The organism is Pontiella agarivorans, from assembly GCF_034531395.1.
Taxonomy (GTDB): domain Bacteria; phylum Verrucomicrobiota; class Kiritimatiellia; order Kiritimatiellales; family Pontiellaceae; genus Pontiella; species Pontiella agarivorans.
On record NZ_JARVCO010000002.1, the window covers coordinates 682,470 to 707,943 of the forward strand.

Sequence of the window (25,474 nt, forward strand, 5' to 3'; positions counted from 1 at the left end):
AATCTCCTGCGCTTTTAAAGCGCAGGATCCATTTCATCGGGTTCCGTGTGACCCCGCCTGACGGCGGGGGTGCGGTTTCAAAAAAAAGGAAAAACATGAATACAAAAATACTCACAGCAGGATTGGCAGTCGCTGGACTGCTATTGAATGTTTCAGCCGATGTAGTCTGGAACGAAGACTTCGAAGGGGCTGCGCTTGGAGCAACCTCCGGCAATAATCAAACGTTGGCCGGAACGTCGGTTCAGACGGCGAATACGGCTTCGAGTGTTGTGGTGGATTCCACAACCGATCCTGCCGCAGCTGCAGCCTTCACATTTGCATCCGGAAACTTTATCCGGCTTTCTGCCAGCTCGAATGATTATGCTGCGGTGCGTTCCGCGCTCAATCCGATCAGTTTTGCGCAGGTTTCATCGGATGCCACCTATACGTTATCATTCGATATCTATATTCCGGTTACGCTCGATAAAGCTGTAGGTGATATTCAGCCGCGGTTCAAGCTGAACGGAGCGGGCGGAAGCGGCGCGACAGACGCCAGTCAGACGGTGGCGGATGCCGGTCAGTATCACATCGTTTATACCGGGCAGATTTCCGACTTCATCAACACGGATGTGAATGAAGCGCGTCCATTCATCGGTATTGATCAGGACGGCGGAAAGCTGGTGCAGGAAAACTTCGATTATATGTATATGGATAACATTCAGTTGGAGGTAATTCCGGAACCGGCCACGCTTGGATTGGTCGCAGCTTTCGGCGGCGGCATTATTTTAATCCGCCGTCGTTTTATGATGTGAATCCGCACAGAAAATGAGTGCAGTTGAGGCCCGGTGGATGCCGGGCCTTTTGACTGTCGGGCGTTGGGAAATCCGCCTGGAAAGAAGGCGGCATAAACCTATTGGATAGGTTTGTTCCGTGTACAATGTTTCCGTTCTATATCGTTCGTTCAGTGTGCTTGTTTTAAAAGGAGATTATGATGAAGTTTTCAAGACGTACGGGGTTGTTTGCGGGAGGAGCTGCCACTGCGGTTTCTCTTATTCCCGGTAAAGTTTTAGGCGCAAATGAAAAGGTGAATATCGCCTGGATCGGTGTAGGCGGGCGCGGCAATCGGCTGCTGAGTAATTTTGAGCGTTCTGGGCTTATGAACGTTGTGGCGATGTGCGACGTGGATTTGAAATCGAGTTTTGTGGATGAAGCCAAAGCCCGTTTCCCGAATGCCTATCTTTACGATGACTGGCGTAAGCTTTTTGATGAAAAGGCCAATGAGTTTGATGCGGTGATGGTGATGGTTCCGGACCATTCGCATTTTCCGGTAACAATGGCCGCGATGGCCCTGGGAAAGCATGTCTACACCGAAAAACCGCTGGCCCGCACGTTCCAGGAAATTGATCTGATGATCAAAGCTTCCGAAAAATACGGTGTGGTCAACCAAATGGGAAATCAGGGGTTTTCCGGCGACAATTATTTTCAGTTCAAGGCCTGGAAAGAAGCAGGCATTATTAAAAACGTTCGCCATGTGGACGCCTTCATCAACAATGGTTTTGCCTGGTATCCGCATCACTACGACAAGAGCAAAGCGATCACCGGCTGGCCGGCGGGGGATCCGATGCCGGAACACATTAACTGGGATGTCTGGATGGGGACGACGCCCGAACATCCTTACAGCACCCTTTATTCCCGGAATAAATGGCGCGGCTGGCAACAGTACGGTACCGGAGCATTCGGCGACTGGGGGGCACATATTTTCGATACCATGCACCACTTCCTGGAATTCGGTATGCCGGAATCGATTGAAGTGAAAAAGCTGCGGGGAAAACACGAGCTGATTTTCTGCGAGGCTTCAACACTTGGATTTAAATTCCCGGAACGCAACGGCCTGCCGGCATTGACTGTGGACTATTATGACGGTTGGACCAATCTGCCGCCTATTCCGAAAGAGTTCGAGGGCCGTGAACACAATTTCCATAAAGATCCCGGTAAATTTATCTTTTCCGACGATCTGGTATTCTATGGGAAACACCACGGTAATCCGTTGCAGGTGATTCCTTACGATCGATACCGGGAACTGCTGAAAGCGGGAAAACTTCCGAAAGATTTCGGGAAAAATTCTGATCACTACGCCAACTTCCTGCTGGCCTGCAAAGGAGAGGAAAAGACGCGTTCTCCGTTTTCCATTGCAGGTCCGCTTTCGCAGTTCCTTATTCTCGGTTCCATTGCGCAGCGTATTGGCAATGAAGGCGAGACGCTGGAGTTTGATCGCGAAACCAACCGGTTTAAAAACAACGATCTGGCCAACAGTCTGCTGAAAGACACTCCCCGCAAGGGTTGGGAACAGTATTATAAACTGTAGGCATGCAACATCTGAAGACCGAACGTTTCAGCGCAGGAACTGAGACTGTTCGGTCTTTGGGCTTCGGGTTTTAAAAAAGGAAGAAGATGAAAACTCAGTTTTTCTATGGGTGCATCGGGCTGCTGGCTTTGGCGATACAGGCTGAGCGCCCGAATATCCTGTTGGTCTGTGCCGATGATATGTCGCATACGAGCTGTTACGGGCATTCGTTTGTTTCCACGCCGCACTTTGATTCGATTGCTGAAGAAGGGCTTAAATTTACACGGATGTATACGCCGAGCAGCAAGTGTGCGCCGTCGCGGGCCGTGATCCTTACCGGGCGGAATCCGTGGCAGCTTGAAGGTGCAGGGAACCATAAGCCGGTCTGGCCGGATAAATTTATAAGTTTCGTGGAAGTGCTCACGGAGAACGGTTATTTCACCGGGTTCACCGGAAAGGGCTGGAATCCGGGGGTTCACCCGAAGGGACGGAATCTCACCGGAACGGAGTATAATCAGCATCGCATCGAGCCAACGCATCTGAAGGTATCGCCTTTTGATTATTCCGCTAACTTTAAAGCTTTCATGGCGGATAAACCTGCGGATAAACCCTTCTTTTTCTGGTATGGCGCCAAGGAGCCGCATCGGGGTTATGAATATAAATCGGGAGTAAAGGCGGGGAAAAGCCTGTCATCGCTGGAGTTTCTTCCGGCGTTCTGGCCGGATACCGAAGCGGTTCGGCACGATATTCTCGACTATGCAGTCGAGGTGGAATATTTCGATCGGCATCTCGGGGAAATTTTACAGACCCTGGAAAAATCGGGAGAATTAGAGAATACACTGATCATCGCCACATCGGATAACGCCATGCCGTTTCCGCGCTATAAGGGACATCCGCACGAATTCGCCACGCGCATTCCGTTTGTGGTGCAGTGGCCCGGACATATTGTAAATCCTGGAAGAACGTGTGCTGAATTCGCCAGTTTCATTGATCTGGCGCCGACCTGTCTCGAAGCAGCTGGAATCCATGTGAAAACCTGCGGTATGCAACCGGTTGAAGGGCGGAGTCTGTTTGATTTTTTTGCCGATAAGGTTGAAGGCCGCGATCGTGTACTGACCGGGCGCGAGCGCAACGACATGTGCCGGCCGAACGGCTGGGGCTATCCGGTGCGCAGTCTGCATCGGGGCGACTTTGTTTATATGCATAATTTTGAGCCGGATCGCTGGCCGTCCGGTACGGAAGAGGCGGGATTCCGGGATACGGACTGGAGTCCGACGAAGTCGGAAATTATGTATAAATTTAAAGGAAGTGATTCCTGGAATCTGTGTTTTGGAAAACGCCCGCGCGAAGAACTTTATATGATTAAAAACGATCCGGAATGCATGGTGAATCTGGCTGATAACCCGGAGTATGCGGAGCTGAAGAACAGAATGAAAACGGAACTTTTCGACGCGCTTACTGAACAGGGGGATCCGAGGATGCATGGCGACCCGGGCTTTTTTGACCGGAGTCGGCCGGAACGGATTCCTGAATACGATGAATTGGTTCGGGGCATGAATAAAAAGAAAAATTAGGAATTGATGATGAAGAAATGGATTGTGGTATTGGCTCTGAGTCTGGCCGGCGGTGTTTGGGCGGAAGGTGCATGGAAGGACCTGCTGGAAGGGGGAAATCTTGACCAGTGGTGGCAGAAGAATCCATCCGCCGGCTGGGTTATGGAAGCAGACGGTTCGGTACATTTGCCGGCCGGTGTAAAAGGGGGATCGTTGTCGACCCGGGAATCATTTCAGGATTTTGAATTGCGGTTTGAATGGAAGATTTCCGAGGGCGGGAACAGTGGAGTCTATTACCGGGCGGCAAAAGGAAAGAGCCCTGAATATCAGATTCTGGATGATGAAAAACATGTGCGCGGTCAGTGGCCGGTTTCCCGGGCGGCAGCTCTTTATGATCTCTTCGGACGTTCTGATGACAGCTGCTATAAGCCGGCCGGGGAATGGAATACCGGAAAAATTGTGGCTGAAGGGAAGCGGCTGCAGCACTGGCTTAACGGAGTGAAGGTGGTGGATGTGGAAGTAGACAGTCCGGAATGGAATGAAGCTTTTGCCAAGAGCAAATTCAAGAATCCCGAGACTTACGGAAAAATGAACGGAAAGATCTGGTTTCAGGATCATGGCGGTGAAGTCTGGTACCGGAATGTGTTGATCCGAAGCCGCTAAAGGCGGGCACTGTTTTTTTTAAAAGAAGTTGAGGGAGCGATCGGATGATAAGCGCCGCAGTACGGATTCATTTAAAAAAAAGGGTTGATGCCCGAATAAAAATAAAAAGATGGATGGCTGCGGCGGCTTTGCTGAGCGGCCTGATCTGCGGGGCGAATGCGGATATCCGGGTAACCGGACTCTCTCTGGAAAAAAGGGAGATCGCACGTGATGGAACAACGGGTTTAAATATCACGTTGTCAAATGATGCTTCTGAGGCACAGACCATAAAACTGGGGATTTATATCTGGAAAGAGGGAAACGATTTTTCACCGGAACATGAAATTAATCCGCTCCGTCAGGTGAAGGAAGTGCATTGTGGGGCTGGAGAGACGACGGCGTTGCGCATTTCGGTTTATCCGCAGCTTCTGCAGATTATGTGGGGTAACAACCGGAACCTGACTGCACCCGGAAAATACATTTTTCGAGTTGGTGAGGTTGCTCGCGGTGCGCAGTCACCGGAGGCCGTACTGAGGGTGAAGGATGTAATCGGTAAACAGGAAAATGCGTACGAAGCTTCCTATCTCACATCGAATCCGCTGAGAGATGCTTTATTACCTGTTCCTGAATCAGCCATCTTTAAGATGGAAGGCTATGGGGTGTGGTGCCCGAGTGTGATCAAGGTGGGTGATACCTGGCATATGTTTTGTTCGCGTTGGAAAAAAGGAACGCACTGGGGACGGAGCCACATCATTCGCGCAACCTCTACATCACTTTTCGGTCCGTATGAGTTCCGAGAAATTGTTATGGATGGTCCCGGCTTCCCCTATGCGTGGGGGAAACGTGGGTTGCATAACCCCAAAATTATGAAAGTCGGCGATAAATTTCTTTTGCATTTCCTGGCGATGTCGGGGAGCCGCGGTCCGGCAAAAACAACAGGCTTTGCGCTGGCGGATTCCATTACAGGTCCGTGGGAGGTTGTTGATCACGTGGTGCTGCCCTGCAGCAATGCTGCGTTGTGGGTGCATGAAGACGGCCGTGCTTATGCCGTTGGAAAAGATAATATGAAGGTCGGCGATAAGGTTATCCGTACGCTGAAGGCCTATCGTGCCGATTCCTATCTGGGCCCGTATAAAGAAATCGGTGATGGCGAAAATCGGCTTCCTTACGGTTTTGAACATGAAGATCCGACGATTTGGTGGGCGAATAATCAGTATAACGTGATTCTGACGGATTGGCTGGGGAATGTGACCGGAGAGCAGAAGTCTGTGATTTACTTTACGTCAAAAAACGGAATCGACTATAAGCTGTTTTCTCCGCAGGCCGTATGGCGGCGTTCAGAACCGTTTCCGATGATCAGACAGTCCGGCGAGGTTGTTGATGAACTGCTGGCCCAGATTGAACGTCCGGAAGTGGTTCTGAATGAAAAGGGTGAAGTTATTGCGCTGCTGGTGGGCGTTGTGGACCGGGCGCCTCATGGCGAGCGGGATAATTATATTATGATTCGCCCGGTTGATGCTTTCGTGCCGGACAATAAATAACCAAAGGGCCAATATCGTTTCTTCAGTATATATTGAAAACTGCCTGCTGAATAATGCATGAGGAGTTCGATGTAATGAAGAATATGCTGTTGATGATGGCGATTTTACTGACCGGGGCGGTATCGGGTGAAGAACAGCGTCCGCCGAATATTGTTTTTGTAATGGTCGATGATCTGGGGTTGTATGATCTCAACTGCTACGGATACAAGGCGGTCGATACCCCGCATGCGAACCGGTTGGCCGAAGAGGGGATGCTTTTTCGGCATGCGTATGCGGCATCCACGGTTTGTACCCCGTCGCGGGCGGGTGTGATCAGTGGTCAGGCACCGGCCCGGCTGCATTTGACCAACCATATCTCCAATCAGCATTTTGCCCCGGAAAATCCGGTTTTGCTGAATGCCCCGGAAGTGACGGCACTGCCGACGGATGTGGTTACTTTTGCTGAGGTGTTGCGGGATCACGGGTATGCCTGCGGCTTTTTCGGGAAATGGCATTTATCGCGACAGAAAACCGACGGCAGTAACCGGGTGGAGGATGAACGCACCCAGCCGGATCATCAGGGGTTTGAAAATAATGCGGGCGGTAATGGAAATGGCGGACCATCCGGCGGATGGTTTTCCCCCTATAAAAATCCTTACCTTCCAAATGGACCGGAAGGTGAATACCTGCCGGAACGCCTGGAAAATGAAGCGGTGGTGTATATGGAGGCGAACAAAGATAAGCCCTTCCTGATTGCCATGTGGAATTACACGGTGCATTCCCCGCTGGAAACTACGGATGCACTGACTGAAAAATACCGGGCCCGGAAAGCGGCGGGTGAAAAGGTCGGTAATCCGGTGTATGCCGGAATGGTGGAGGCGGCCGATGCGGTGCTGGGCCGTTTGCTGGAAAAACTGGATGAGCTCGGATTGCAGGATAACACATTCGTTATTCTGACTTCAGATAATGGCGGATTTAACTATGGGGTTGCTGATGCTCCGCCGCTGCGGAAGACCAAGAGCTGGCTCTATGAGGGTGGACTGCGGATTCCGATGATTGTTCGATGGCCGGGCAGAGTGAAGCCGGGAACGGTCAGCGAAGCATATGTATCGCATCTCGATTATTTTCCTACCTTTATGGAAGTGGCCGGCATACCGAAAGATCCGGATCTTATTCTGGACGGCGAAAGTCTGGTTCCGTTGCTGACCGGTACAGGCGGGATAGAGCGTGATGCACTTTATTTTCATTATCCGAATTATGCCTGGCACGCGAAAAACCGGTTGGGCGGCGCTGTCATTGAGGGCGATTATAAACTGCTCAACTGGTACGACGATGATTCGGTCGAGCTCTATCAGCTTAAAAAGGATCCGGGTGAAAAGAATGACATTGCGGCAGAAAATCCGGAACTGGCGGAGCGGCTGAAACGTAAATTTAAAAAATGGCTGAAGGATGTGAATGCCAATATGCCGGTGCCCAATCCGGATTATGTTCCTCCTGTAGAGTGAGGCCGGCCCGGGATCATTTGAGAAAGTTATCTTTTAGCCAGTTAAAACGGGACGGTGAAATACTCCAAACTGTTCGGGTTTTATATGTCGGTCTATTATGGGCAGGCGAAAAGGAGGCCGTCAGATGAGGAGTTATTTTTATTGGGCTGTGTTGCTGACCTCGCTCACAGCGAGCGGTGCACAGGTAATCTGGAGTGAGGATTTCGAGGGAGCGTCGCTGGGTGCAACCTCCGGAAATAATCAGACTTTGGCAGGAACTGTGGTTCAGACCGCCAATACGGCTTCCGGGATCATAGTGGATGCTTCAACTGATTCCGGGGCGGCCGCTTCGTTTACATATGCTTCGGGAAAGTTTATTCGTTTGTCGACCGGTGCAAATGCCTGGACAGCACTGCGGTCATCATCAGGCCCGATCTTTTTTACTCAGACTTCGCCGACCCAGACTTATACGCTGTCTTTCGATGTCTATATTCCTTCCACGCTTTCTACGGCGGTTGGCGATATCCGGCCGAAATTTACCTTAAACGGTACGGCGGCGGCAGATCTGACCGACGCAAGTATGGCAGTGCGTACTGCCGGGCAGTATCATATTGAATATTCCGGATTGATTTCGGATTTTCTGAATACGGATGTGAATGCGGCAAGACCGTTTATCGGTATCGATCAGGGCGGCACAGCACTCAGTGATTATCTATATGTGGATAATATCTATTTTGAAATCGGAACTTCGGCAGCAACGCCGGAAACATCACCTATTGATCCGGCATGGTTTGCCGATCTCAAAAGCGGGCGTGTGGAGTCCAGCCCGTTAGTGCAGTGGCAGCATTTCGGTCCGGGAATGTCCGGTTATATCGATATGTTCTGGATTAATAACGGCGATCCGAATGCCATGTATGATTCGCTGGATATGGGCAACAGTCAGGTGACGCTTAATGGCGGTAAGTTTTGGCGGAGTATGCGCGATTCTGATGGCTGCGGTTATCATCCCGACTACTTCGTAGCGATGGATTTTTCGTTTACGGATCCTGATTTCGGTTTGGCCGTGCGGCGTAATGTGAAAACCAACCGGGGCGAGCTGTTCCAGAGTACGGACCGCGGTGCATCCTGGACCTTTTTATGCGAGCCGATCCCCGGCAGTGATAAACGGCATAATGTAATTGCAGTTGATCCTTCCAACGATAACAACTGGTATATCGGCGCCGGTGGGGGTGCCTTCATTAAAGATGCGCATTACACGAAAAGCGGAATTACGAATACCTCGCCGTGGAAGACCTATATGTCTGAGGGGTTCATTATGTACTCGAAAGATCGCGGTACAAACTGGACTCAGGTCTCATCTCCTTTTCCGACAGATTCGAGTTTCAGCCGGATCATTGTCGACCCGCGCGATTCCAATAAAGTGTATGCCTCCTGTCAGCATGGGGTGTATAGAAGTTCAGACGGAGGGCTGAGCTGGTCAAAAGTTCCGGGGAATGGTCTTCCTTACAATCAGCCACGCTATATGGATTCGTATTTTGATCCGGAAGCCAACGGTGGAGCCGGGGAGTTTCTGCTCTATATTGTAGAAATCACGCACTATGATCCGGTCGGGAGCGAGATTGTGACATCGGGCGGTGTTTATCGCACGGCCGACGGAGGAGATTACTGGGAAAATTTAACGGGTGATCTGGCCATTGATTTTACACAGATTTCCCGGTTTGGATGGGATTATCACAACCGGTTTTATCGGGCGGTGGCTTTCTGGATGGAAACAACCGCATCGGATATCAGCAATAATTATAATCTTCCGGCATCCACCTTCAGCCAGTTTCATCAGATTGCCGTGGACCCGACTCAGAAAGACCGGGTGTATCTGGTTCATAATTTCAAGCATGACTACGCTTTTCCTCCGGGAAATATCTGGATGACGGAAAACGGGGGAACCAACTGGTTTGCAGCTGCACGTGAGGGGCCGTACTGGATTAACGGTTTGGATGATGACTATTGGAATTCCCGGGCGGTTCAGCCGTTGGGGATGAATACAACTATGGCACATGTTGACCGGGACCACCGATTATATGATGCCATTACGGTTGGTCCGCGTTTTATAAAGGTGAATCAGCTGGGCCATGTCTATACGGCATTTGCTCAGCAGGTCATGCGCTCCACCGACAACGGTGCAACGTGGATTCAGGTGGATGATGACGAAACGTCACCGGGAAGCGGGCACTGGGTCGGTCGGGGAAACAGCAACCTTCCGGGAGAATCGATCTGTTTGCAAACCGGGACACCGGGAACCTATCTTTGGGGCAGCGGTGAACATGGACTCTGGCGTAATACGCATGACGGAGATCTGGTTTATCCGGGAGCCATTGCGGTGAAACAGTTAACGGGGCAAAGCATTGATAAAGACGATCCGACCTCTATTGCAACGATTGCTGTGGATCCGAATGACACCAATAAAATTTACACGCTCCAGTTCCGGCAGGATAAAAGGAACCATCTGCGCCATTCATCCGATGGCGGTGAAACGTGGATGACTCTTTCCCAGCCGTTGCCGGATATCGATATTCGCTCCAGATCCCTGATGGTGGATCATCAAAATTCCGATATCCTCTATTTTACAATACCGTACAGCATCTGGCAGCCGTATGGAGGAGCCGGTAAATACCGGGGAAACGGTTCCGCGGATATGGAGGTTTACGGGGTGTATAAATCAATAGACGGCGGGGTGACCTGGACAAATCCAAACAGCGGCCTGCCTTCCGGTTCCAGTGTCTGGAAACTGTTCATGGATCCGGTGGATTCCCGGATCATTTATGCCGCTTTGGCCTATACGCATACCGGAACGTCTGGCGGACTGTATAAAACTGACGATGGTGCGGCAAACTGGTTCCCCATGACCGTGCCGGCCGGGGTAACGTGTGTGAACGATGTGATGGTTCATAAAACTACCGGAGATCTCTATATCGCATGCGGCCGACGAGAAGGGGATGGCTCAACCGGAGGGGCCTATGTGAGCCGTGATGGCGGGGAAACATGGGTCCTTATTTTTGATTTTCCGAATGTCCGGGGTGTGAATGTCTGTGCTGCAAATGATCAGGTTATTGCTGTGATTGCAGGTGAAGATGATGATGTAAATGATTTAAATCCCGGGGCCTATGTGACGGTTGATGGAGGACATAACTGGCATAAGATCAACCGGCGTCACGGCCAGCCGGAAAAAATACGGGAACTTCAGGTGGATCCCTACGATGAAACGATTCTCTGGTGTTGTCTGTCCGGAACCGGCTTCTGGAAAGCGGATATCTCCGGACTGACGACCGGCGTGGCAAAACCCTTTTTCTGGGACTGGATGGAGGAGCATGGTCTGGCAGATCGAACAGGCAATGCAGATGGTGATGTGATGAGCAATATTGAGGAGTACATTGCGGATACAGATCCGAACAATATGCAGGAATACTTTGCTGGTGAACCGGTCGCCGGCGGTGTCGGTGTTCAATTCCGCTCCGTGCTCAGTCGAAACTACAGCGTGGAGAAAACGGATAATCTTACCGGAGACTGGTTCGTCTGGACCAATGGAGTGGCCGGCACGGGTTCGCTCGTCGAACTGACCGATCCTGAAGGCACAAGCAATGTGTTCTATCGGGTAAAGGTTCAGATGAACTAGCCTTTTGCAGGGCAGATTAGATGTCCTGTTTTTCGGCTGATAAGCGTTTGATTGGCCGTATATAAAGAACAATAAATGAAAGTGGATGATGAAAACCGTTAAAATCATATCGTTGTTGGCTCTGGCCTGTATGGCTGCGGGCGCCGAGGTGGTGCTGCCGAATATTTTCAGTGATTATATGCTGCTGCAGCAGCAACAGAAAAATCCGGTCTGGGGCATGGCTGATCCGGGCGAGCGGGTTACCGTTGAATTTGCCGGGCAGAAGAAAACGGCTGTGGCGGATGAAGAAGGGCGCTGGAAGGTTGAACTCGACCCTTTGGAGGCCAGTTTTGAAGGCCGAAGCATGAAAATTTATTCATTCGGTAAGCTTCAATCAGAAATCTGCAACATTCTGGTTGGAGAGGTCTGGATGTGTTCCGGTCAATCGAACATGGCGTGGTCGATGAATGCGATCAACGATTATGATATGGAGGTTGCGACGGCGAACTATCCGAACATTCGTCTGCTGGCCGTTCCAAGGGTTGGAACGCAGGAGCCGCAGTTTAATATTGAGGCCGCCTGGACCGAATGTACGCCGGAAACCGTGAAGAATTTTTCGGCACCGGGATTCCTGTTCGGGCGGAAGCTGCATCATGCATTGAAGGTGCCGGTGGGGCTGATTTATAATGCCTGGGGCGGTTCTGATCTGGAAGCCTGGCTTCCAATTCATGTGCTTGAGGAAGCCGGACAGGATGAATATCTGGCGGAATGGAATACCTATCTTTCGCGGTATTCTGATGAATATCTGGAAAAACAGAAAATTGAATACAAACAGTGGGTAGCAGACGGAAAGCCCGGGAAAAAACGGTTCGAACCGCGGGATGTGCGCATCGGACAGAAAAGACCTGCAAATATTTATAATGGGGTTCTTCATCCGACCATTGGATATGGGATTAAAGGGGTGATCTGGTGCCAGGGTGAAAGCAATATCGGACGCGCTTATGAATATCGCTCGCTCTTTCCTCTATTGATTACCACGTGGCGGGAATGGTGGGATAATGATGATCTGCCGTTTTACTGGATTCAACTGGCGGACCATAATTATGAGAAGCCGGAACCCGGCGAAAGCTACTGGGCTGAACTGCGCGAGGCGCAGACCATAACGCTGAAACTTCCGCATACCGGAGAGGCGGTGGTGATCGATCTGGGGGAAGCGCGGGATATTCATTATCGGGACAAGCAGACTGCGGCGGCCCGCTTGGTGCGCCATGCGTTGGGCAAAGATTATGGATTTAATATTGCGACCGAAAGTCCGCGTTTCCAATCCTTGGAAATTAAAGGAGATAAAGCGGTGGTAACGTTTGATCATGTGGCCACGCATCTGTACGCCTTTGATGTGCCCGAAGTGAAAGGGTTCGCTGTTGCAGGTGCGGATAAAAAGTTTTATTGGGCTGAGGCAAAGATTATCGGAAAAAATAAAGTGGAGGTTTGGTCGGACCAGGTTCCTGAACCGGTTGCGGTACGCTATGGCTGGGCGGATAATCCGGTGGTTAATCTTTATGACCGGAACAGTCTGCCGGTTACGCCATTCCGTTCCGATGACTGGCCGGTGGGAACAATGGGTAAAAAGACGCTGTATCGTCTGATGCCTGAATAAAATCGAGGTTTATGTATGACGATCAAACCGTGGTTTCTAGTACTGCTTCCGCTGGTTGCCTACGCAACTCCGGATTCTGATTTTTTTGAGCGTATCCGGACGGAGCGGGTGGAATCCGATCCTTCCGTGGTCTGGAAAAATTTCGGACCCGGGATGTCGGGTTACTGTGAGAATTTCTGGTGTCATCCAACGGATACCAACGTCATGTTTATGGGTCCTGATATGCACGTCAGTTACGGGACGTGGGATGGCGGTAACTCATGGCATACGTTGAAGGATTCGGACGGTTTGGGGCTGGAGATGAAGCGGGTGCTGGACGTTGAGTTTTCCCGGCAGAATCCTGATTTCGGTATGGCGATTGATTGGAATGGATGGGTGTATGAAACCATCGATCGCGGTCGAAACTGGACGAAAAGATCTGAACTCAGCCGTAGTTGGAAAGAGGTGGGTATTGACCCGAATGATCCGGAATCCTTTTCCAAAGGCTGGTATTATGAACAGATGGGAACACGGCTGAGTGAGCTTGCGGTGGATCCTTCAAATGATAATATCTGGTACATTGGTGCCGGTGATTTCCGGAACATTAAAGCCAATCATAAATCGGCGGCCAATCTCCATGGCACTCGATTTGATTATGCTGATTATGGCTATATCTGCAAATCGACGGATCGCGGTAAAACGTGGCGGAAAATCCGAAACGGTTTGCCGGTGGATCTGGATGTTGCCCGTATTATTGTGCACCCGGAAAACAGTCAGCATATTATTATGGCTACGAGTCATGGAATAATGCTCAGCAGGGATGGAGGCCTGACCTGGACCAACAGGACCGATGGACTGCCGAATAATCTGCCGAAAGACCTGACCTCTTTTTATGATAAAGCTACCGGAACATTTGTGCTTTATCTGGTTGAACAGACGGTTTATTTGCCGAAAGAGAACGGCATTGAATCGGTTGGCGGAGTTTTTAAAAGTACTGACGGCGGGGTCAGCTGGATCAATATCAGCGGCAATCTGTTTCTCGATTTGAATGCGGTAGATAGCCCGTGGGAGAATGACCGGTTTTATAAAACGGTGGCTCATTGGCTTGGACTATCCAAAGCGGAGGCGATGAAGCGGTTCAATGTGCTGCCGAAACGGGCATTGCCTACGTTTAACCGTATTGTGGTAAATCCGAATAAGGCGGATGAGATTTATTTGACCTATAACAGGAAGCATGATCGGACATTCGGTCCCGGGGATGTCTGGCGTACGCTGGATGGCGGCCGTACGTGGAGTGTGGTTGCCCGGTATGGGGCTTATTGGAAGAGCGGGCGCGGGGCTGCATATTGGAAGTCCCGCAACAATCCCGTTGGAACCAATGTAACATTTGCGCACCTGCAATCCTATATGGATACGAATCCGGGATATTCAGGGAACCGTATGATGAGCATTAATGCTGCCGGTGAATTATTCATCGGGCTCGATCAACAGACGCTTAAGTCGACCGATAAAGGGGAATCCTGGAAACAGGTGGATGATTTTGAAACGGCACCGGGAAGTGAAAAATGGATCGGGCGCGGCGGGAGTAATCTGCCGGGCCGTTTCATGCTGCTGGAAACCGGGATTCCGGAGCGGAAGCTGTTGTGCAGCGGTGAACATGGATTATGGCAGACCACGAAGCTGGAAAACTGGCCGGATAAATCTGCGGTGGCGGTTGAGCAGATTGAAGGTCAGATTCATCTGGATGGTGCACATTCCATTTCCACCGTTGCTGTGCATCCCAACAATCCCGATATGATCTATTTTCTAAGTTGGCGGCAGGAGCACCGGGGTAAGCTGCGCCGTTCTACCGATGGCGGGAAAACATGGAAGAATATTTCGACGATCTTTGAGGCGGATAACGGCATCTGGGAAAATGTGGCTTCGCAGAATTCATTGATTATTGATCCACAGAATCCGGACAATATGTATTTCTGTTCGACATATCAGCGTATTGCTGAAATTCATAACGGTCCGGGAGTTGAGCTGACTGAAGGCGGCTATGGTTTTTATCGATCGTTTGATGGCGGTTATACCTGGGCGTTGAGTAATACCGGATTGCCTGAGGGTGCAAGCGTACGACGAATTGCCATGCACCCGGACAACCCGGCGGTTTTCTATGCCGCGCTTAATCATGACCATGGTGGGCTTTATGTTTCTCATGACCGGGGAAGTCATTGGGAGCCGCTACCTGTTCCTGCTGTAATCCGGGCGGTGAATCATGTGTTTATTGATCGCAATACGAAGCATCTGTTTATTGCTGCGGGCCGGAATAACGGAAGTTATGAAGAGGGCGGCGTATGGCGCAGTGTGGACGATGGAAAAAGCTGGGAGCAGATTTTCAAGGCTCCGTTTGTCTGGCAGGTGGAAACGTCGCCGGTTAATCCGGATCGGATGGTGATCAGTGTGGCCGGTCAGATTGTGCGTCGGTCACACGAGTTTATGAATCCGGGAATCTACCTCTCAAACGATGCGGGAAAATGTTGGAAAAAAATCAATCGGGGGCTTGGTCAGCCCGATAAAATTGTGGATGTGAAACCGGATCCTTACGATGAATCTGTACTCTGGTGTGCATCGTGGGGCTGCGGCTGGTTTAAGGCGGAAATTAAATAATGATGAAGTCGGTGAAAATAATCGCAGCGGGTCTTTCAATGGTATTGGCCGCGGTAGGGGGAACCCGGGATATGGCACAGGAAACCTATTTGAATATCAGGAGTTTCGGGGCGAAGGGGGACGGAAAAACAGATGATACGCCTGCGCTCAATGCGGCGATGAAAGCGGCGGCAGATGGAAATGGTGTGGTTTATTTTCCGGCCGGAACGTATATGATACATCCGGTTAAGGTGCCGTCGCATATTGCGCTGAAAGGGGACTCCAACTGGGCCTATGAAAATAAGACGGGAAACGATCCGGACTTTGAGGGGCGTACAACCTTAAAAGCCTTGTCCGGTAATGCCCGCGCACTGCTCGATTGTCATGATTCGCGCGGAACCCGAATCATCGGTCTGACGCTGGATGGCAACAGACAGGGTGAGGCCATGCACGGTATTTATGCCCGTCACACGGGGTGCGAACTGCATCTTGTGGTGGAGGACTGTCGGATTAACCACTTTACGGGGGCGGGGATTCGTTTGGAAAAAGCCTGGGTTTTTGCAATCCGCCGATGCCTGATTATGTGGAACGGGCAGCACGGTATTGACTGCACCGGCGGCTACGACGGCTGGGTTATGGATACGATGCTGACGGCCAATACGGGTGCCGGATTTTATGCCTGCGGCGAGGCGCCTGAAGGCCTGAGTGAGCAGGAGAAAAAGGAGATAGGATTTTTCGGCTGTGCGTCGGTGGCGCTTACTGCAAACCGGATCGAATGGAATACCGAGGGTGGAATTATGATTTCGAATTCAAATTCCATGCAGGTGAACGGGTGTTCGATTGATCACAATTTCGGGCCGGGTATTAAAATGATTCATTCAATCGCCAATACAATCACGGGCTGTAAAATCCGGACAAACGGAGTGGATGCTGAGGGGCTGAACAGTTCGCAGATCTGGCTGGAGGATGCGCAGGGTGCCGTGGTTACCGGGAACAATCTCTGGGGCTGGTTCGGGCGGAAAGAACATGATTATAAAGATGCGGATCCAAAATATGGAATGATTGTGAAAAATCTGTCCGGCAGTGTGATTGCCAATAACGCGATGTTTGAGAGCTCAAGTCTTGCTGGAATTCATGATTTAGGCGGACATGATGATGCCACGGCAATTAAGAATAATGCCTATGTTAAACCGCAGGTCGGACTAAAGAAAAAATGATCAGCCAAAGCCTCCTTGGAGACCTGTTTCTGGTTCTTTATTTATCCTGCCGCATGGCAGACTGAGACCGGTGGGGGTGGCCGGCACTTAAATTTGGATTTTGTGCATGGTGTGCATGATTATAAAACGACCGGAGATCGGAAATACCTCCGTTTTTTCGCAAGCGGGGTTGGATGGTTTACTCTTCCAACCGGAGGAGACCCTGTTTACAGGCGATGACAACGGCCTGGGTGCGGTCCTGAGCACCGAGCTTTTCACGAATGTGGACAATGTGCATCTTTACGGTGGGCAGGGAAATATTCAGTGCATCGACGATTTCCTGATTGCTTCGGCCTTCAGCAAGTTGTTTCAGAACATCGCGTTCGCGCGGGGTCAACTCCGGTTTTTCTTTTCTGCGCTCAATTTTTCGAAGCATTCCGGCCGGGAAATAGGTTCCTCCGCGGGCCACTTCATGAATAGCTTCCATCAACTCATCCACTTCACTGGCTTTTTTGGTCAGATAGCCGCGCACTCCGGCCTGTACGGCATTCCAGATATCCTCTTCCGATTCGAAAACTGAAAAGAAAATAATTTTTGCTTCGGGATCCTCCTTCAAAATCCGCCGGGAACAATCCACACCGCTTTCGTACGGCATCTGGTAGTCCATAATAACAAGGTCCGGCCGGAGCGCGAGGTACATGTCAAAGGCCTCTGCTCCGTTGCTCGCTGCACCGACCGGGGTGACGCCAGGTTCAACGGTCATGGTTTGCGATAAACCGATTCGCATCATGGCGTTATCATCGACAATCAAAACGGAAATTTGCGGTTCACTCATGACAGGTTCCATTGTTTGGATGACGGCAGGCTGATTTCAATGCTCGTTCCGGTTCCGGGGGTACTGCGGATTGTCAATTTTGCGCGAAGGCGGGCGGCCCGTTCGTGCATGCCCTGAATGCCGAAACGGTTTGTATTTTGGGTGACATCAAAGCCGCAGCCATCATCCTGAATCCATAGACGCAATTCATCGGGTTTAAATGATAACAGAATTTGAACCTGCTTCGGAGCGCCATGACGCAAGGCATTCGTTGCAGCCTCTCGTGCAATCAATAGAAGATTACGTTCTGCTTCCGCTTTCAGTCTGAACGGAAGGCCTTCTGCAGAAAAACGGACCGCAGCTTCGCTCTCTTCATTCAGAGCGAGGGTCATATCCATGAGGGCTTCGGACAGGGTCATGGTTTCTAAAATTCCGCCACGGAGATCATGGATCGCACTTCTGGACTCGGCGCTGCAGTGTTCCAGCATGTGCTGTGCAAGCTCAAGGGTTTGCCGAAGGACTTCGGTGTCGACCGGGTCGGTGGTTTCCAGCATACGTTGTCCGCTGCGCATTTGAAGTGCGGCACCAACCAGTCCCTGATCGAGATTATCGTGCAGTTCCCGTGCAATGCGCTGGCGTTCATCCATTACCGCGGCTTTCTGAATCTGTTGAGATATGATTCGGGTCTGGCGGCTGACGGTGCGGCGCAGGAGCGATACCCAGAGGAGGCAGAAGCCGGCCAGCACAAAAACAGATAGCGATAAAGCGACTAACTTTTGTGTGGTCCACCAGGGGGCTTTTTTTAAGATGATGACGTCATCGGCATTTCTGAGTTGAAGAGAAAAATGATCGGCCAATACGCGCCACTGTTCTTCAGGATGCTGTTTCAGTAGGCATATGCCGGTAAGCATCAGTGTTGCCCCGGGCTTTACTGCTGATCCGACGGTATAACGGGCAGGCAGGATGGCTTCGAAGCGATAGTTGCCGGATCGGCACAGCAGGGTGGTCTGCTGCATATTCTGATCAGAAGGGCGCTTGATATCCAGTAGCCGGGCATGAAGAGAAACCAGCTCTGCGTTGTATTTATCGCTGAGCTCCTGCTCGAGTTTCATGGTTTTGGGTTGGGGAGAATCCGTCGATGTCTGTTCAACCTCAAGGGTGCGTGCACGGAAGGCCGGTCCGATCGGCTTCGGCCAGACATAGCCTTCCAGCAGCACCCGGTCTCCAACGCGTACATCAGGATCCGATAAGAGGCTGGCCTGCAGGCTGGCCTGTTCACCGCGAAGGGTAAGCGTGCGGCCGAGGACTGACGTTACGGTTCCATGGATGCGCACCGGATTGTTGTTGTTGAAACCGATGCGCATGAGTTCATGGATGGGGATGATGGCGGTTCCTTTCTCCGGTTTCAGTTGATCGGAAAGAATGAAATCATCCGCCGAATTGACAAAAAAGACGCGCCCGGCAACCTGTCGGTTCTCATTATAAAGCGTGCCGACGACGGCATTGAACGAAACCTGCTGAAGCATTTTGTCGGATAGTTTTTCTTCCGTTTCAGGGGAGTACGGCATCTGCAGGGCATAGCGCAGGTTGTCCTGTTCCAGTTCGATGACAATATTTTCAGTAACGACGATGGTCCGTTTCATGGAAATCAACCGTCCGCTGACCGATACCCAGTCGCAATCAATGACAGTGGAATAGAGTTCTTTTGATGAAAAGGGTCGGGCATTAGGTAACGGTTTTCTGCCCGTGATTTCGATGGTTTCCGCATAAATGGAGGGGGCAAATCCTCCCGGAGTGGAATAGCCCTGAATGCGAACGATTTGCCCCGGAACAATCTTTTGCAGTGTTTTTTTATGCTGAGGCGCATTCACATAGATTCCCTCGCGGCCGTCGAAGAGAAAAAGGCCGTTGCCCATATGATTCCGGGTCACTTGGGCTTCAATGTTCACGGGTTGCTTCCGGGCCGCGGTTTCCGGGCTCAGGTGTTTGATTGCGGAGATGGTCTTAAGCGGGGAGGTCGCATAGGCTATGCCGGCGAAACACACAAATGCGATAATGGCGAAGGTCTTGAGGATTCCCGAAATTGTCAGCGATCTATTCACAGCAACTATATTTGCGGAATGCAAATTCAGATACAAGTTTTCAGATGATGATCCCGCCGTAAAGGATACATCCTTTAGGATACTAGAATTGCGGTTTGACTGAATCTAGTTTGTTCCTTTGCTTGGATCAAATAAGTACAGGACGGACGAGATGAAAAATAAACTAATTTTAGGGCTGTTGTGCGGAGCTGCGCTGGGCGGGGCTTCGCGAGCGAATGTAACTCTGGTCGGCAGTGATATTCCGAACAGGAGCGTGATGGATGGCGATTTTGAGTCCTTTCGCGCAAACTGGCGGTGGCCGGAGCCGTCGTCCGACTGGGTCGTTGAAATCGTAAAAGGCGGTGGAAGGGCCGGTTTTGCAGAGCGGTCTATGATGATAAACGGTCCTCTGGAAGCCACGTTTGAAAGTCGGGTGCTGGATCATACCGCGGTCAAATCGCTGAATAAAGAGGATGTGCTGCACTGGCGTTTTTCATCGAATACGGAATATCCCTGTGACGGCCGGGTTACGTTGGCGTTGGTTTTCGGAGATGATGAACGGGTGGTTGCGTCGCGGGTGAAGGTGCCGAACGGACCGGATGAACCGAAGACCTATGAAGGGTTTTATACGCTGACTGCGGCGGATGCCCGGCAGGGAATGCCCCGGCTGAAATTCACACTGGAATCGACACATGGTATTATTGTGTATGTTCACTGGGTGGATCTGAAACTCCTGAAATCCGAACCTGTTCAATTGGCGGCCAATGCGGTTGCAGAAGGGATTGAACTGTCGTGGAACCGCCCGGTTTTTTCTTCCGGTGTTACGATATACCGAAGCGAAAATGAACGGGCCGGATTTACGAAAGTCGCTGAAGATATTGAAGGTACGCACTGGACCGATTCCTCGATTATCAACGGCAGGGAATATTTTTATGTGCTGAAACGGGGAGATGCCGTTGCGGAGATTTCCAGTGTTCGGAAAATAGATTCAGTTCCCCCCGCCGCCCCCTTAGATCTTAAGGCTTTTGGTGAAGACTGGGTGGTGAACCTGTATTGGAAAACGAACGATCGTGATATTGCTTTTTACCGGGTTTATCGTGATACCGGCGATGGGCTGCAGTGTATTGCGCAGCATGTCGGAGGGGAACATTTTGAAGATATGCTGCCGGAGAAGGGCGCTGAAAACCGTTATGCAGTGAAAGCGGTGGATCACAGTGGTAATGAAGGTCCGTTCTCAGGAATTGTTTCGGCACATGTTAAAGCTGTCCGGGGCGCTTCGTTCAGTGATCTGATTCTGAAAATGCCCATTCATAAACAGTTGCGTAATGATGTTTGGGGTGCGGATAATGTGCGTCCGCGCGATCCGGATAACGGAATAGAGGATTCGTTCTGGAGTTACTGGGGCGGCAAGGCGATTGAAGAAAACGGGAAATACCATCTGAATGTGGTGCGCTGGCAGGAAGGACATCGTAAAGGGCATTGGGCTTGGCCGGAATCTACTGTGGCCTATGCGGTTTCCGACCATCCGGCAGGGCCGTATGAGGTGGTTCGGGATCGGTCGTATGACTATAAAAAAGGACTGGGTCATAATGCCAATATCATTCCGCTGAATGACGGCACCTATGCGATGTATGCACTGGTTGACTGGAAGCCGACGATCTTTACGTCGGTATCGATGGCCGGTCCCTGGAAACTGCTGGGGGAAATGAAGGTGAATGTTCCTGCAAATTATAAGAACGCCTATCGGCTGCAACGGAATCTTTCCGGCGTTCAGTGTGATGACGGAAGCTTTCTCTTTGTCACTAAGGCGGGTGCGATGATTCGCAGTACGCAGGGCATTCTGGGTCCTTATGATGTGGTAAGCGGGATTACGCAGGAGAATGAGACGATTCCTCAGAAATATCGGCATTCAAATTATGAAGATCCGACCATGTGGTATGACGGGGTGCAGTATCATATGATGATTAATGCCTTCCTGGATTACCGTGCTGTCTATCTGCGCTCGCCGGACGGGATTCACTGGAAGTATGAAGACGGCCTGGCTTATACGCCGACCTGTACGGTCTATGAAGATGGAACCCGCACATTCTGGTATAAAGTGGAACGGCCGAATGTGATTCAGGATGAATATGGCCGGGCCACTCACCTCCAATTGGCGGCAATCGATGTGCCGAAAGCGGATGATTACGGAAACGACCGCCATAGCTCAAAGCATCTGATTATTCCGCTGACGGTTTATAAACGTTTGACGATGCTGAATAAAGAGCCGGTAAACGCAGAAACAAAAGAGGTTCGTGTGCTGATGCATTCTGAAGAAGGCTTCGATGCCAGGACCGACCTCGATTTTAAATCGCTTCGCTTCGGAGCTTCGGAAGCGGTTAATTTCGGGGGCGGAGCAAAATTGAAACGAACGCTGAAACATAAAGACGGGCTGATACTGATCTTCGGGGAAGGTAATGAAATCAGCGATAAAAACTTTGTTGGAAAACTGATTGGTCAAACCAAAGAAAGCAAGCTGGTCGTCGGCTATTCGAAGCTGGTTTCGGAATAGCTGTAAATAAAATGGTAATGGTTATGAGGTTTTTCGGGGCTCTTATCGGTGTGCTGATCAGTAGTTCGGCGAGGGCGAATTTGGAGTGGCTGGACGAGTTTAATGTGGTGTGGGACTCGCAGAGTGCAAATTCGGGCGAGTCGATGCCGTGTGGCGGCGGGGATATCGGGCTTAATGTCTGGGTGGAGGATGGCGATCTGCTTTTTTATATTGAGCGCAGTGGCAATATTGATGAAAACGATCAGTTGCTGAAAACCGGCAGGGTTCGGATTCAGATGGAGCCGAATCCTTTTTCCGCTGACGGGAAAGATCTTTCATTCAGACAGGAGCTGGATCTGAAAACGGGCAGTGTACTGATTACCGGCAGGTCGGATGAGAACAACGCGGATATCCGGGTATGGGTGGAGGTGTGTCGCCCGGTCGTTCATGTCGAGCTGGATACGGAAAAGAAGTCTGAAATCACGGCATCGTTTGAGTCGTGGCGGAATCAGAAACAGCTCATTCCGAAAGGAGACGGGCGGGATTATAATCGCTGGGCGATGTATGGATACTGTACGTATAACGGTGACGTATTCTCCTATCCGGATCAGGTGGATTTTGCTGAGGGCGGGGTATTGTTTTTTCATCAGAACTGCGGTGATGATCTGATTGAAAAAGAAATTGCACTTCAGCGTCTGGACGGGGTTATCGATCAGATGTATCTGCCGACGAAGAACCGTATTTTCGGCGGGGTGATGCTGGGGAATAATCTGGCTTCATCAGATGTTACGGGCGGGAGCTATGTCTTTACGCCTTATAAGGCGTGGAATCTGAAGAGTGTCAAGCCGGTGAGGCAGCATCATATCCGGTTAGTTCTGCATACCGAACAGACTGAACATCGGGACAAATGGATGGCCGGTCTCCGGAAAAGCACGGCGGAGGTTTCCGGGGTCTGGGAGAGGAATGTTCAGTGGTGGAGGGATTTCTGGAACCGGAGTCATATCATCATTAATAAGGGCCGGGGAGCGGATGATAAGGGCTGGCAGGTCGGGCGGAATTATCAGCTGATGCGCTATATGCTGGCGAGTAATGCCTTCGGCGAATTTCCAATACATTTCAATGGCGGTCTTTTCATCTATGACCATTTTTATGTGGATGGGAAGCGGGGGATGAATCCCGCATTCTATAATGCGGATTACCGGAAGTGGGGGGCGTGGACAGGAATGAACCAGCGGCTGGTTCACTGGCCTATGCTTAAAAGCGGTGATTTTGAAATGATGCTCCCTCAGTTCGAATACTATCGGAAAAACCTGCGTAATGCCCAGTTGCGCAATGAGGTGTCGTTCGGCATTAAAGGGTGTTCTTTTGCGGAACAGATCAATAGTGCAGGACTGCCGAACGGCTATCACTACGGTTGGGAGCCGCCGTTCGGTACGCGCAATCCGGAGCATGAGGTCGGTATGCAGTATCATCACACGCACTATTTTCATACCCAGCTGGAGTTCGCTTTCATGATGCATGAATGGTACCGGTTCACCGGTGCGGATATTTCGCCCTATATTCCGTTTATGAAAGATGCGGTTATTTTTCATTTTGAATATCACAGAATGCTGCAGCGCCGCCGGACCGGCCGGGACTGGGATGAAAACGGCAGGTTGGTCATGAAAGGGATGCAGGCTACTGAAACCTATAAGACGGGAACGAATCCGATTCTGGAAGCGGCCGCATTGCGGAAAAATCTGGAGGCTCTTTTTGCGCTGCCCGATAAATGGGTCAGCAAAAAGGAGAAAGAGCTGTTTCGGGATTGGGCCGCCCGCGTTCCTGAGTTGAATTTCCGCATGCGCAACGGGCATCGGACGCTCTCACCGCTTCTGGAGGAGAAGCCGTCGAGTCGGTTGTGCAACCGGGAGCTTGCTCAGCTTTATCCGGTTTTTCCGTATGGGATCTATGCGCTGGGGTTGCCTGGTTTGGATACTGCTGTTTATACATGGAAATATGGGCTGGATCCTGCGGGGGATACCTATCTGGGGAAAGAGTTCGGTATAAACGGCTATCCTCAGCGAGAGGCGTGGTGGGGCTGGGGGCAGCAGGTGCCTATGCTGGCCCGTATGGGCCTGAGTCATGAGTCAAAAGAGTATATCGTGAAAAAAATGAGTGATGCAATGGGAGATCCTCGCTCCGGCAACTTTAAAGCACGGTTTCCTGCCTTTTGGGGACCGGGCTATGGTTGCATGCCCTCGATGGAATGGGGGGGCGTCGGGATGGTTGGTCTGCAGGAGATGTGTCTGCAGACGATTGCCAAAGACGGCCGGGAGATCCGGATGCTGCCCGCCTGGCCTGCAGATTGGGATGTGGATTTTAAGCTGCATGCGCCGGGCCGAACGATCGTTGAATGCGTGTTTTCAGATGGTGCTCTGCAGTGGCAGCAGGTAACGCCTTTATTGCGCCAGGCTGATGTTGTTATCGGACAGTAGCTTTTTCCGGTTTTCGAAATTTACGATTCGCAATTTCCGGAATTCGGTTCCGTCGGCTTCTGCGGTTCTTCCGGCTGGTTTGGTCTGGGTTCGCGATCGCGATAGGCTGCGGGAGCGAGGCCCATTCTTTTTTTAAATGCTTTTGAAAAATGAAAACGATCATTGAAACCGGTGTGCTCGGCGATCAGATCGATCGGTATGGTATCGCGCGTCAGCAGATCGCACGCCCAGGCGATGCGGGAATCCATGAGCCAGGCATAGGGTGTTGATCCGGTCTCTTTTTTAAACAGCCGGATGAAGGCCCCTTTGCTGAGGCCGACTTTTTCTGCGACATATTCCAGATCGATCCGCTGGCGAATGTGATCGCAGAAAAATTTCATGGCTTCCTCAATACGTTCATCCAGCGTTTCGGATTGTATATCTTTTTCAGGAATCCGGGTCAGGCAGATCGCTGTAAGCGCTGTGGCATACATGGCACCGCTCGCCGTTAGAAATCGGGGATAGGGTCGGGTTTCACGCAGCGTTTGCTTCAGCAGTTTCAGGAGCAGATCATTCAATGGTACGGCATAAATCCGGGTTGCTGCACGGTCGTACGGTTCCGAGGCATGGAAATGAATGCCGAGCTGTTTCGGATTGTTTTCTGACATAGCCCGGAAGGAAAGTCGCGGCGGTGAAAGATAGATCCGGTCCGGTGACATATCGACTTTTTCATGACGGGTAATCACCCGGGCTCCGGGAGTTTCATTATAGAACAATCTCCACGTAGTACCGTAATAAGTGGTTCCATCCCAATAAGGGGCAATATGCTGATATACGCCGTAATGGAGAGTGATCTGAGTATTCATAGGTTCCGTTAATGTACACCGGAATCGATGAAATGTAATCTGAATGTTTATATTTTACATATATGTGAGCGTTTTATACATAGCGTGATCCGGCCG

At 50.9% G+C, this 25,474-nt stretch carries 15 protein-coding genes; 12 read left to right on the plus strand and 3 right to left on the minus strand.

All coding sequences use genetic code 11. The features are described from left to right. The first annotated feature begins 95 nt into the window (after positions 1-95). From P9H32_RS02810 to P9H32_RS02855, 10 genes are all read left to right on the plus strand, one after another. Positions 96-791, plus strand: a complete 696-nt coding sequence (locus P9H32_RS02810; protein ID WP_322607345.1) for a PEP-CTERM sorting domain-containing protein — start codon at positions 96-98, stop codon at positions 789-791. Between the two features lie 179 nt (positions 792-970). Further along, the gene (locus P9H32_RS02815; RefSeq protein ID WP_322607346.1) at positions 971-2,344 is read left to right on the plus strand and encodes a Gfo/Idh/MocA family oxidoreductase; all 1,374 of its coding nucleotides are present in this window, start codon (positions 971-973) and stop codon (positions 2,342-2,344) included. Positions 2,345-2,430: 86 nt separating this feature from the next. Further along, positions 2,431-3,897, plus strand: a complete 1,467-nt coding sequence (locus P9H32_RS02820; protein ID WP_322607347.1) for a sulfatase family protein — start codon at positions 2,431-2,433, stop codon at positions 3,895-3,897. A gap of 6 nt (positions 3,898-3,903) precedes the next feature. After that, entirely contained in the window at positions 3,904-4,539 is a 636-nt protein-coding gene (locus P9H32_RS02825; protein WP_322607348.1) for a 3-keto-disaccharide hydrolase, read from the plus strand. A gap of 44 nt (positions 4,540-4,583) precedes the next feature. Further along, positions 4,584-6,059: a glycoside hydrolase family protein gene (locus tag P9H32_RS02830; RefSeq protein WP_322607349.1), complete on the plus strand. Its 1,476-nt coding sequence runs from the start codon at positions 4,584-4,586 to the stop codon at positions 6,057-6,059. A gap of 74 nt (positions 6,060-6,133) precedes the next feature. After that, entirely contained in the window at positions 6,134-7,543 is a 1,410-nt protein-coding gene (locus P9H32_RS02835; RefSeq protein ID WP_322607350.1) for a sulfatase, read from the plus strand. A 124-nt stretch (positions 7,544-7,667) separates the two neighbouring features. Further along, positions 7,668-11,192 (plus strand): WD40/YVTN/BNR-like repeat-containing protein, encoded by a 3,525-nt coding sequence (locus P9H32_RS02840; protein WP_322607351.1) that lies wholly within the window; start codon positions 7,668-7,670, stop codon positions 11,190-11,192. Positions 11,193-11,277: 85 nt separating this feature from the next. Continuing rightward, positions 11,278-12,828 carry a sialate O-acetylesterase gene (locus P9H32_RS02845; RefSeq protein ID WP_322607352.1) on the plus strand — a complete coding sequence of 517 codons (1,551 nt, stop codon included), beginning with the start codon at positions 11,278-11,280 and terminating at the stop codon, positions 12,826-12,828. A gap of 15 nt (positions 12,829-12,843) precedes the next feature. Next, the gene (locus P9H32_RS02850) at positions 12,844-15,459 is read left to right on the plus strand and encodes a VPS10 domain-containing protein (protein ID WP_322607353.1); all 2,616 of its coding nucleotides are present in this window, start codon (positions 12,844-12,846) and stop codon (positions 15,457-15,459) included. Further along, positions 15,459-16,655, plus strand: coding sequence for a right-handed parallel beta-helix repeat-containing protein (locus P9H32_RS02855; RefSeq protein WP_322607354.1), 1,197 nt, complete (start codon positions 15,459-15,461; stop codon positions 16,653-16,655). The genes P9H32_RS02850 and P9H32_RS02855 overlap by 1 nt, the downstream gene beginning before the upstream one ends. Before the next feature lie 178 nt (positions 16,656-16,833). Here P9H32_RS02855 and P9H32_RS02860 read toward each other — a convergent pair whose 3' ends face one another. Together P9H32_RS02860 and P9H32_RS02865 are read right to left on the minus strand one after the other, a co-directional pair. After that, positions 16,834-17,469 (minus strand): response regulator transcription factor, encoded by a 636-nt coding sequence (locus P9H32_RS02860; protein WP_322607355.1) that lies wholly within the window; start codon positions 17,467-17,469, stop codon positions 16,834-16,836. Beyond that, positions 17,466-19,397: a sensor histidine kinase gene (locus P9H32_RS02865; RefSeq protein WP_322607356.1), complete on the minus strand. Its 1,932-nt coding sequence runs from the start codon at positions 19,395-19,397 to the stop codon at positions 17,466-17,468. The genes P9H32_RS02860 and P9H32_RS02865 overlap by 4 nt, the downstream gene beginning before the upstream one ends. 304 nt (positions 19,398-19,701) lie before the next feature. Between P9H32_RS02865 and P9H32_RS02870 the strand changes: the two genes are divergently transcribed. Together P9H32_RS02870 and P9H32_RS02875 are read left to right on the plus strand one after the other, a co-directional pair. Further along, positions 19,702-22,080 (plus strand): glycoside hydrolase family protein, encoded by a 2,379-nt coding sequence (locus P9H32_RS02870; RefSeq protein ID WP_322607357.1) that lies wholly within the window; start codon positions 19,702-19,704, stop codon positions 22,078-22,080. A 23-nt stretch (positions 22,081-22,103) separates the two neighbouring features. Next, positions 22,104-24,533, plus strand: a complete 2,430-nt coding sequence (locus P9H32_RS02875) for a DUF5703 domain-containing protein (protein ID WP_322607358.1) — start codon at positions 22,104-22,106, stop codon at positions 24,531-24,533. 20 nt (positions 24,534-24,553) lie between these two features. On the opposite strand, the gene P9H32_RS02880 is transcribed toward P9H32_RS02875, so the two are convergent. Then, a complete protein-coding gene (locus tag P9H32_RS02880; RefSeq protein WP_322607359.1) occupies positions 24,554-25,378 on the minus strand; it encodes an AraC family transcriptional regulator in 825 nt (274 codons plus the stop codon). Between the last annotated feature and the right edge of the window lie 96 nt (positions 25,379-25,474).

Coding starts and splice junctions, on each gene's coding strand:
- P9H32_RS02840 (WP_322607351.1), top strand. CDS start 7,668: ATGAGGAGTTATTTTTATTGGGCTGTGTTGCTGACCTCGCTCACAGCG.
- P9H32_RS02845 (WP_322607352.1), top strand. CDS start 11,278: ATGATGAAAACCGTTAAAATCATATCGTTGTTGGCTCTGGCCTGTATG.
- P9H32_RS02850 (WP_322607353.1), top strand. CDS start 12,844: ATGACGATCAAACCGTGGTTTCTAGTACTGCTTCCGCTGGTTGCCTAC.
- P9H32_RS02815 (WP_322607346.1), top strand. CDS start 971: ATGAAGTTTTCAAGACGTACGGGGTTGTTTGCGGGAGGAGCTGCCACT.
- P9H32_RS02875 (WP_322607358.1), top strand. CDS start 22,104: ATGAGGTTTTTCGGGGCTCTTATCGGTGTGCTGATCAGTAGTTCGGCG.
- P9H32_RS02860 (WP_322607355.1), bottom strand. CDS start 17,469: ATGAGTGAACCGCAAATTTCCGTTTTGATTGTCGATGATAACGCCATG.
- P9H32_RS02825 (WP_322607348.1), top strand. CDS start 3,904: ATGATGAAGAAATGGATTGTGGTATTGGCTCTGAGTCTGGCCGGCGGT.
- P9H32_RS02830 (WP_322607349.1), top strand. CDS start 4,584: ATGATAAGCGCCGCAGTACGGATTCATTTAAAAAAAAGGGTTGATGCC.
- P9H32_RS02855 (WP_322607354.1), top strand. CDS start 15,459: ATGATGAAGTCGGTGAAAATAATCGCAGCGGGTCTTTCAATGGTATTG.
- P9H32_RS02820 (WP_322607347.1), top strand. CDS start 2,431: ATGAAAACTCAGTTTTTCTATGGGTGCATCGGGCTGCTGGCTTTGGCG.
- P9H32_RS02810 (WP_322607345.1), top strand. CDS start 96: ATGAATACAAAAATACTCACAGCAGGATTGGCAGTCGCTGGACTGCTA.
- P9H32_RS02835 (WP_322607350.1), top strand. CDS start 6,134: ATGAAGAATATGCTGTTGATGATGGCGATTTTACTGACCGGGGCGGTA.
- P9H32_RS02870 (WP_322607357.1), top strand. CDS start 19,702: ATGAAAAATAAACTAATTTTAGGGCTGTTGTGCGGAGCTGCGCTGGGC.
- P9H32_RS02880 (WP_322607359.1), bottom strand. CDS start 25,378: ATGAATACTCAGATCACTCTCCATTACGGCGTATATCAGCATATTGCC.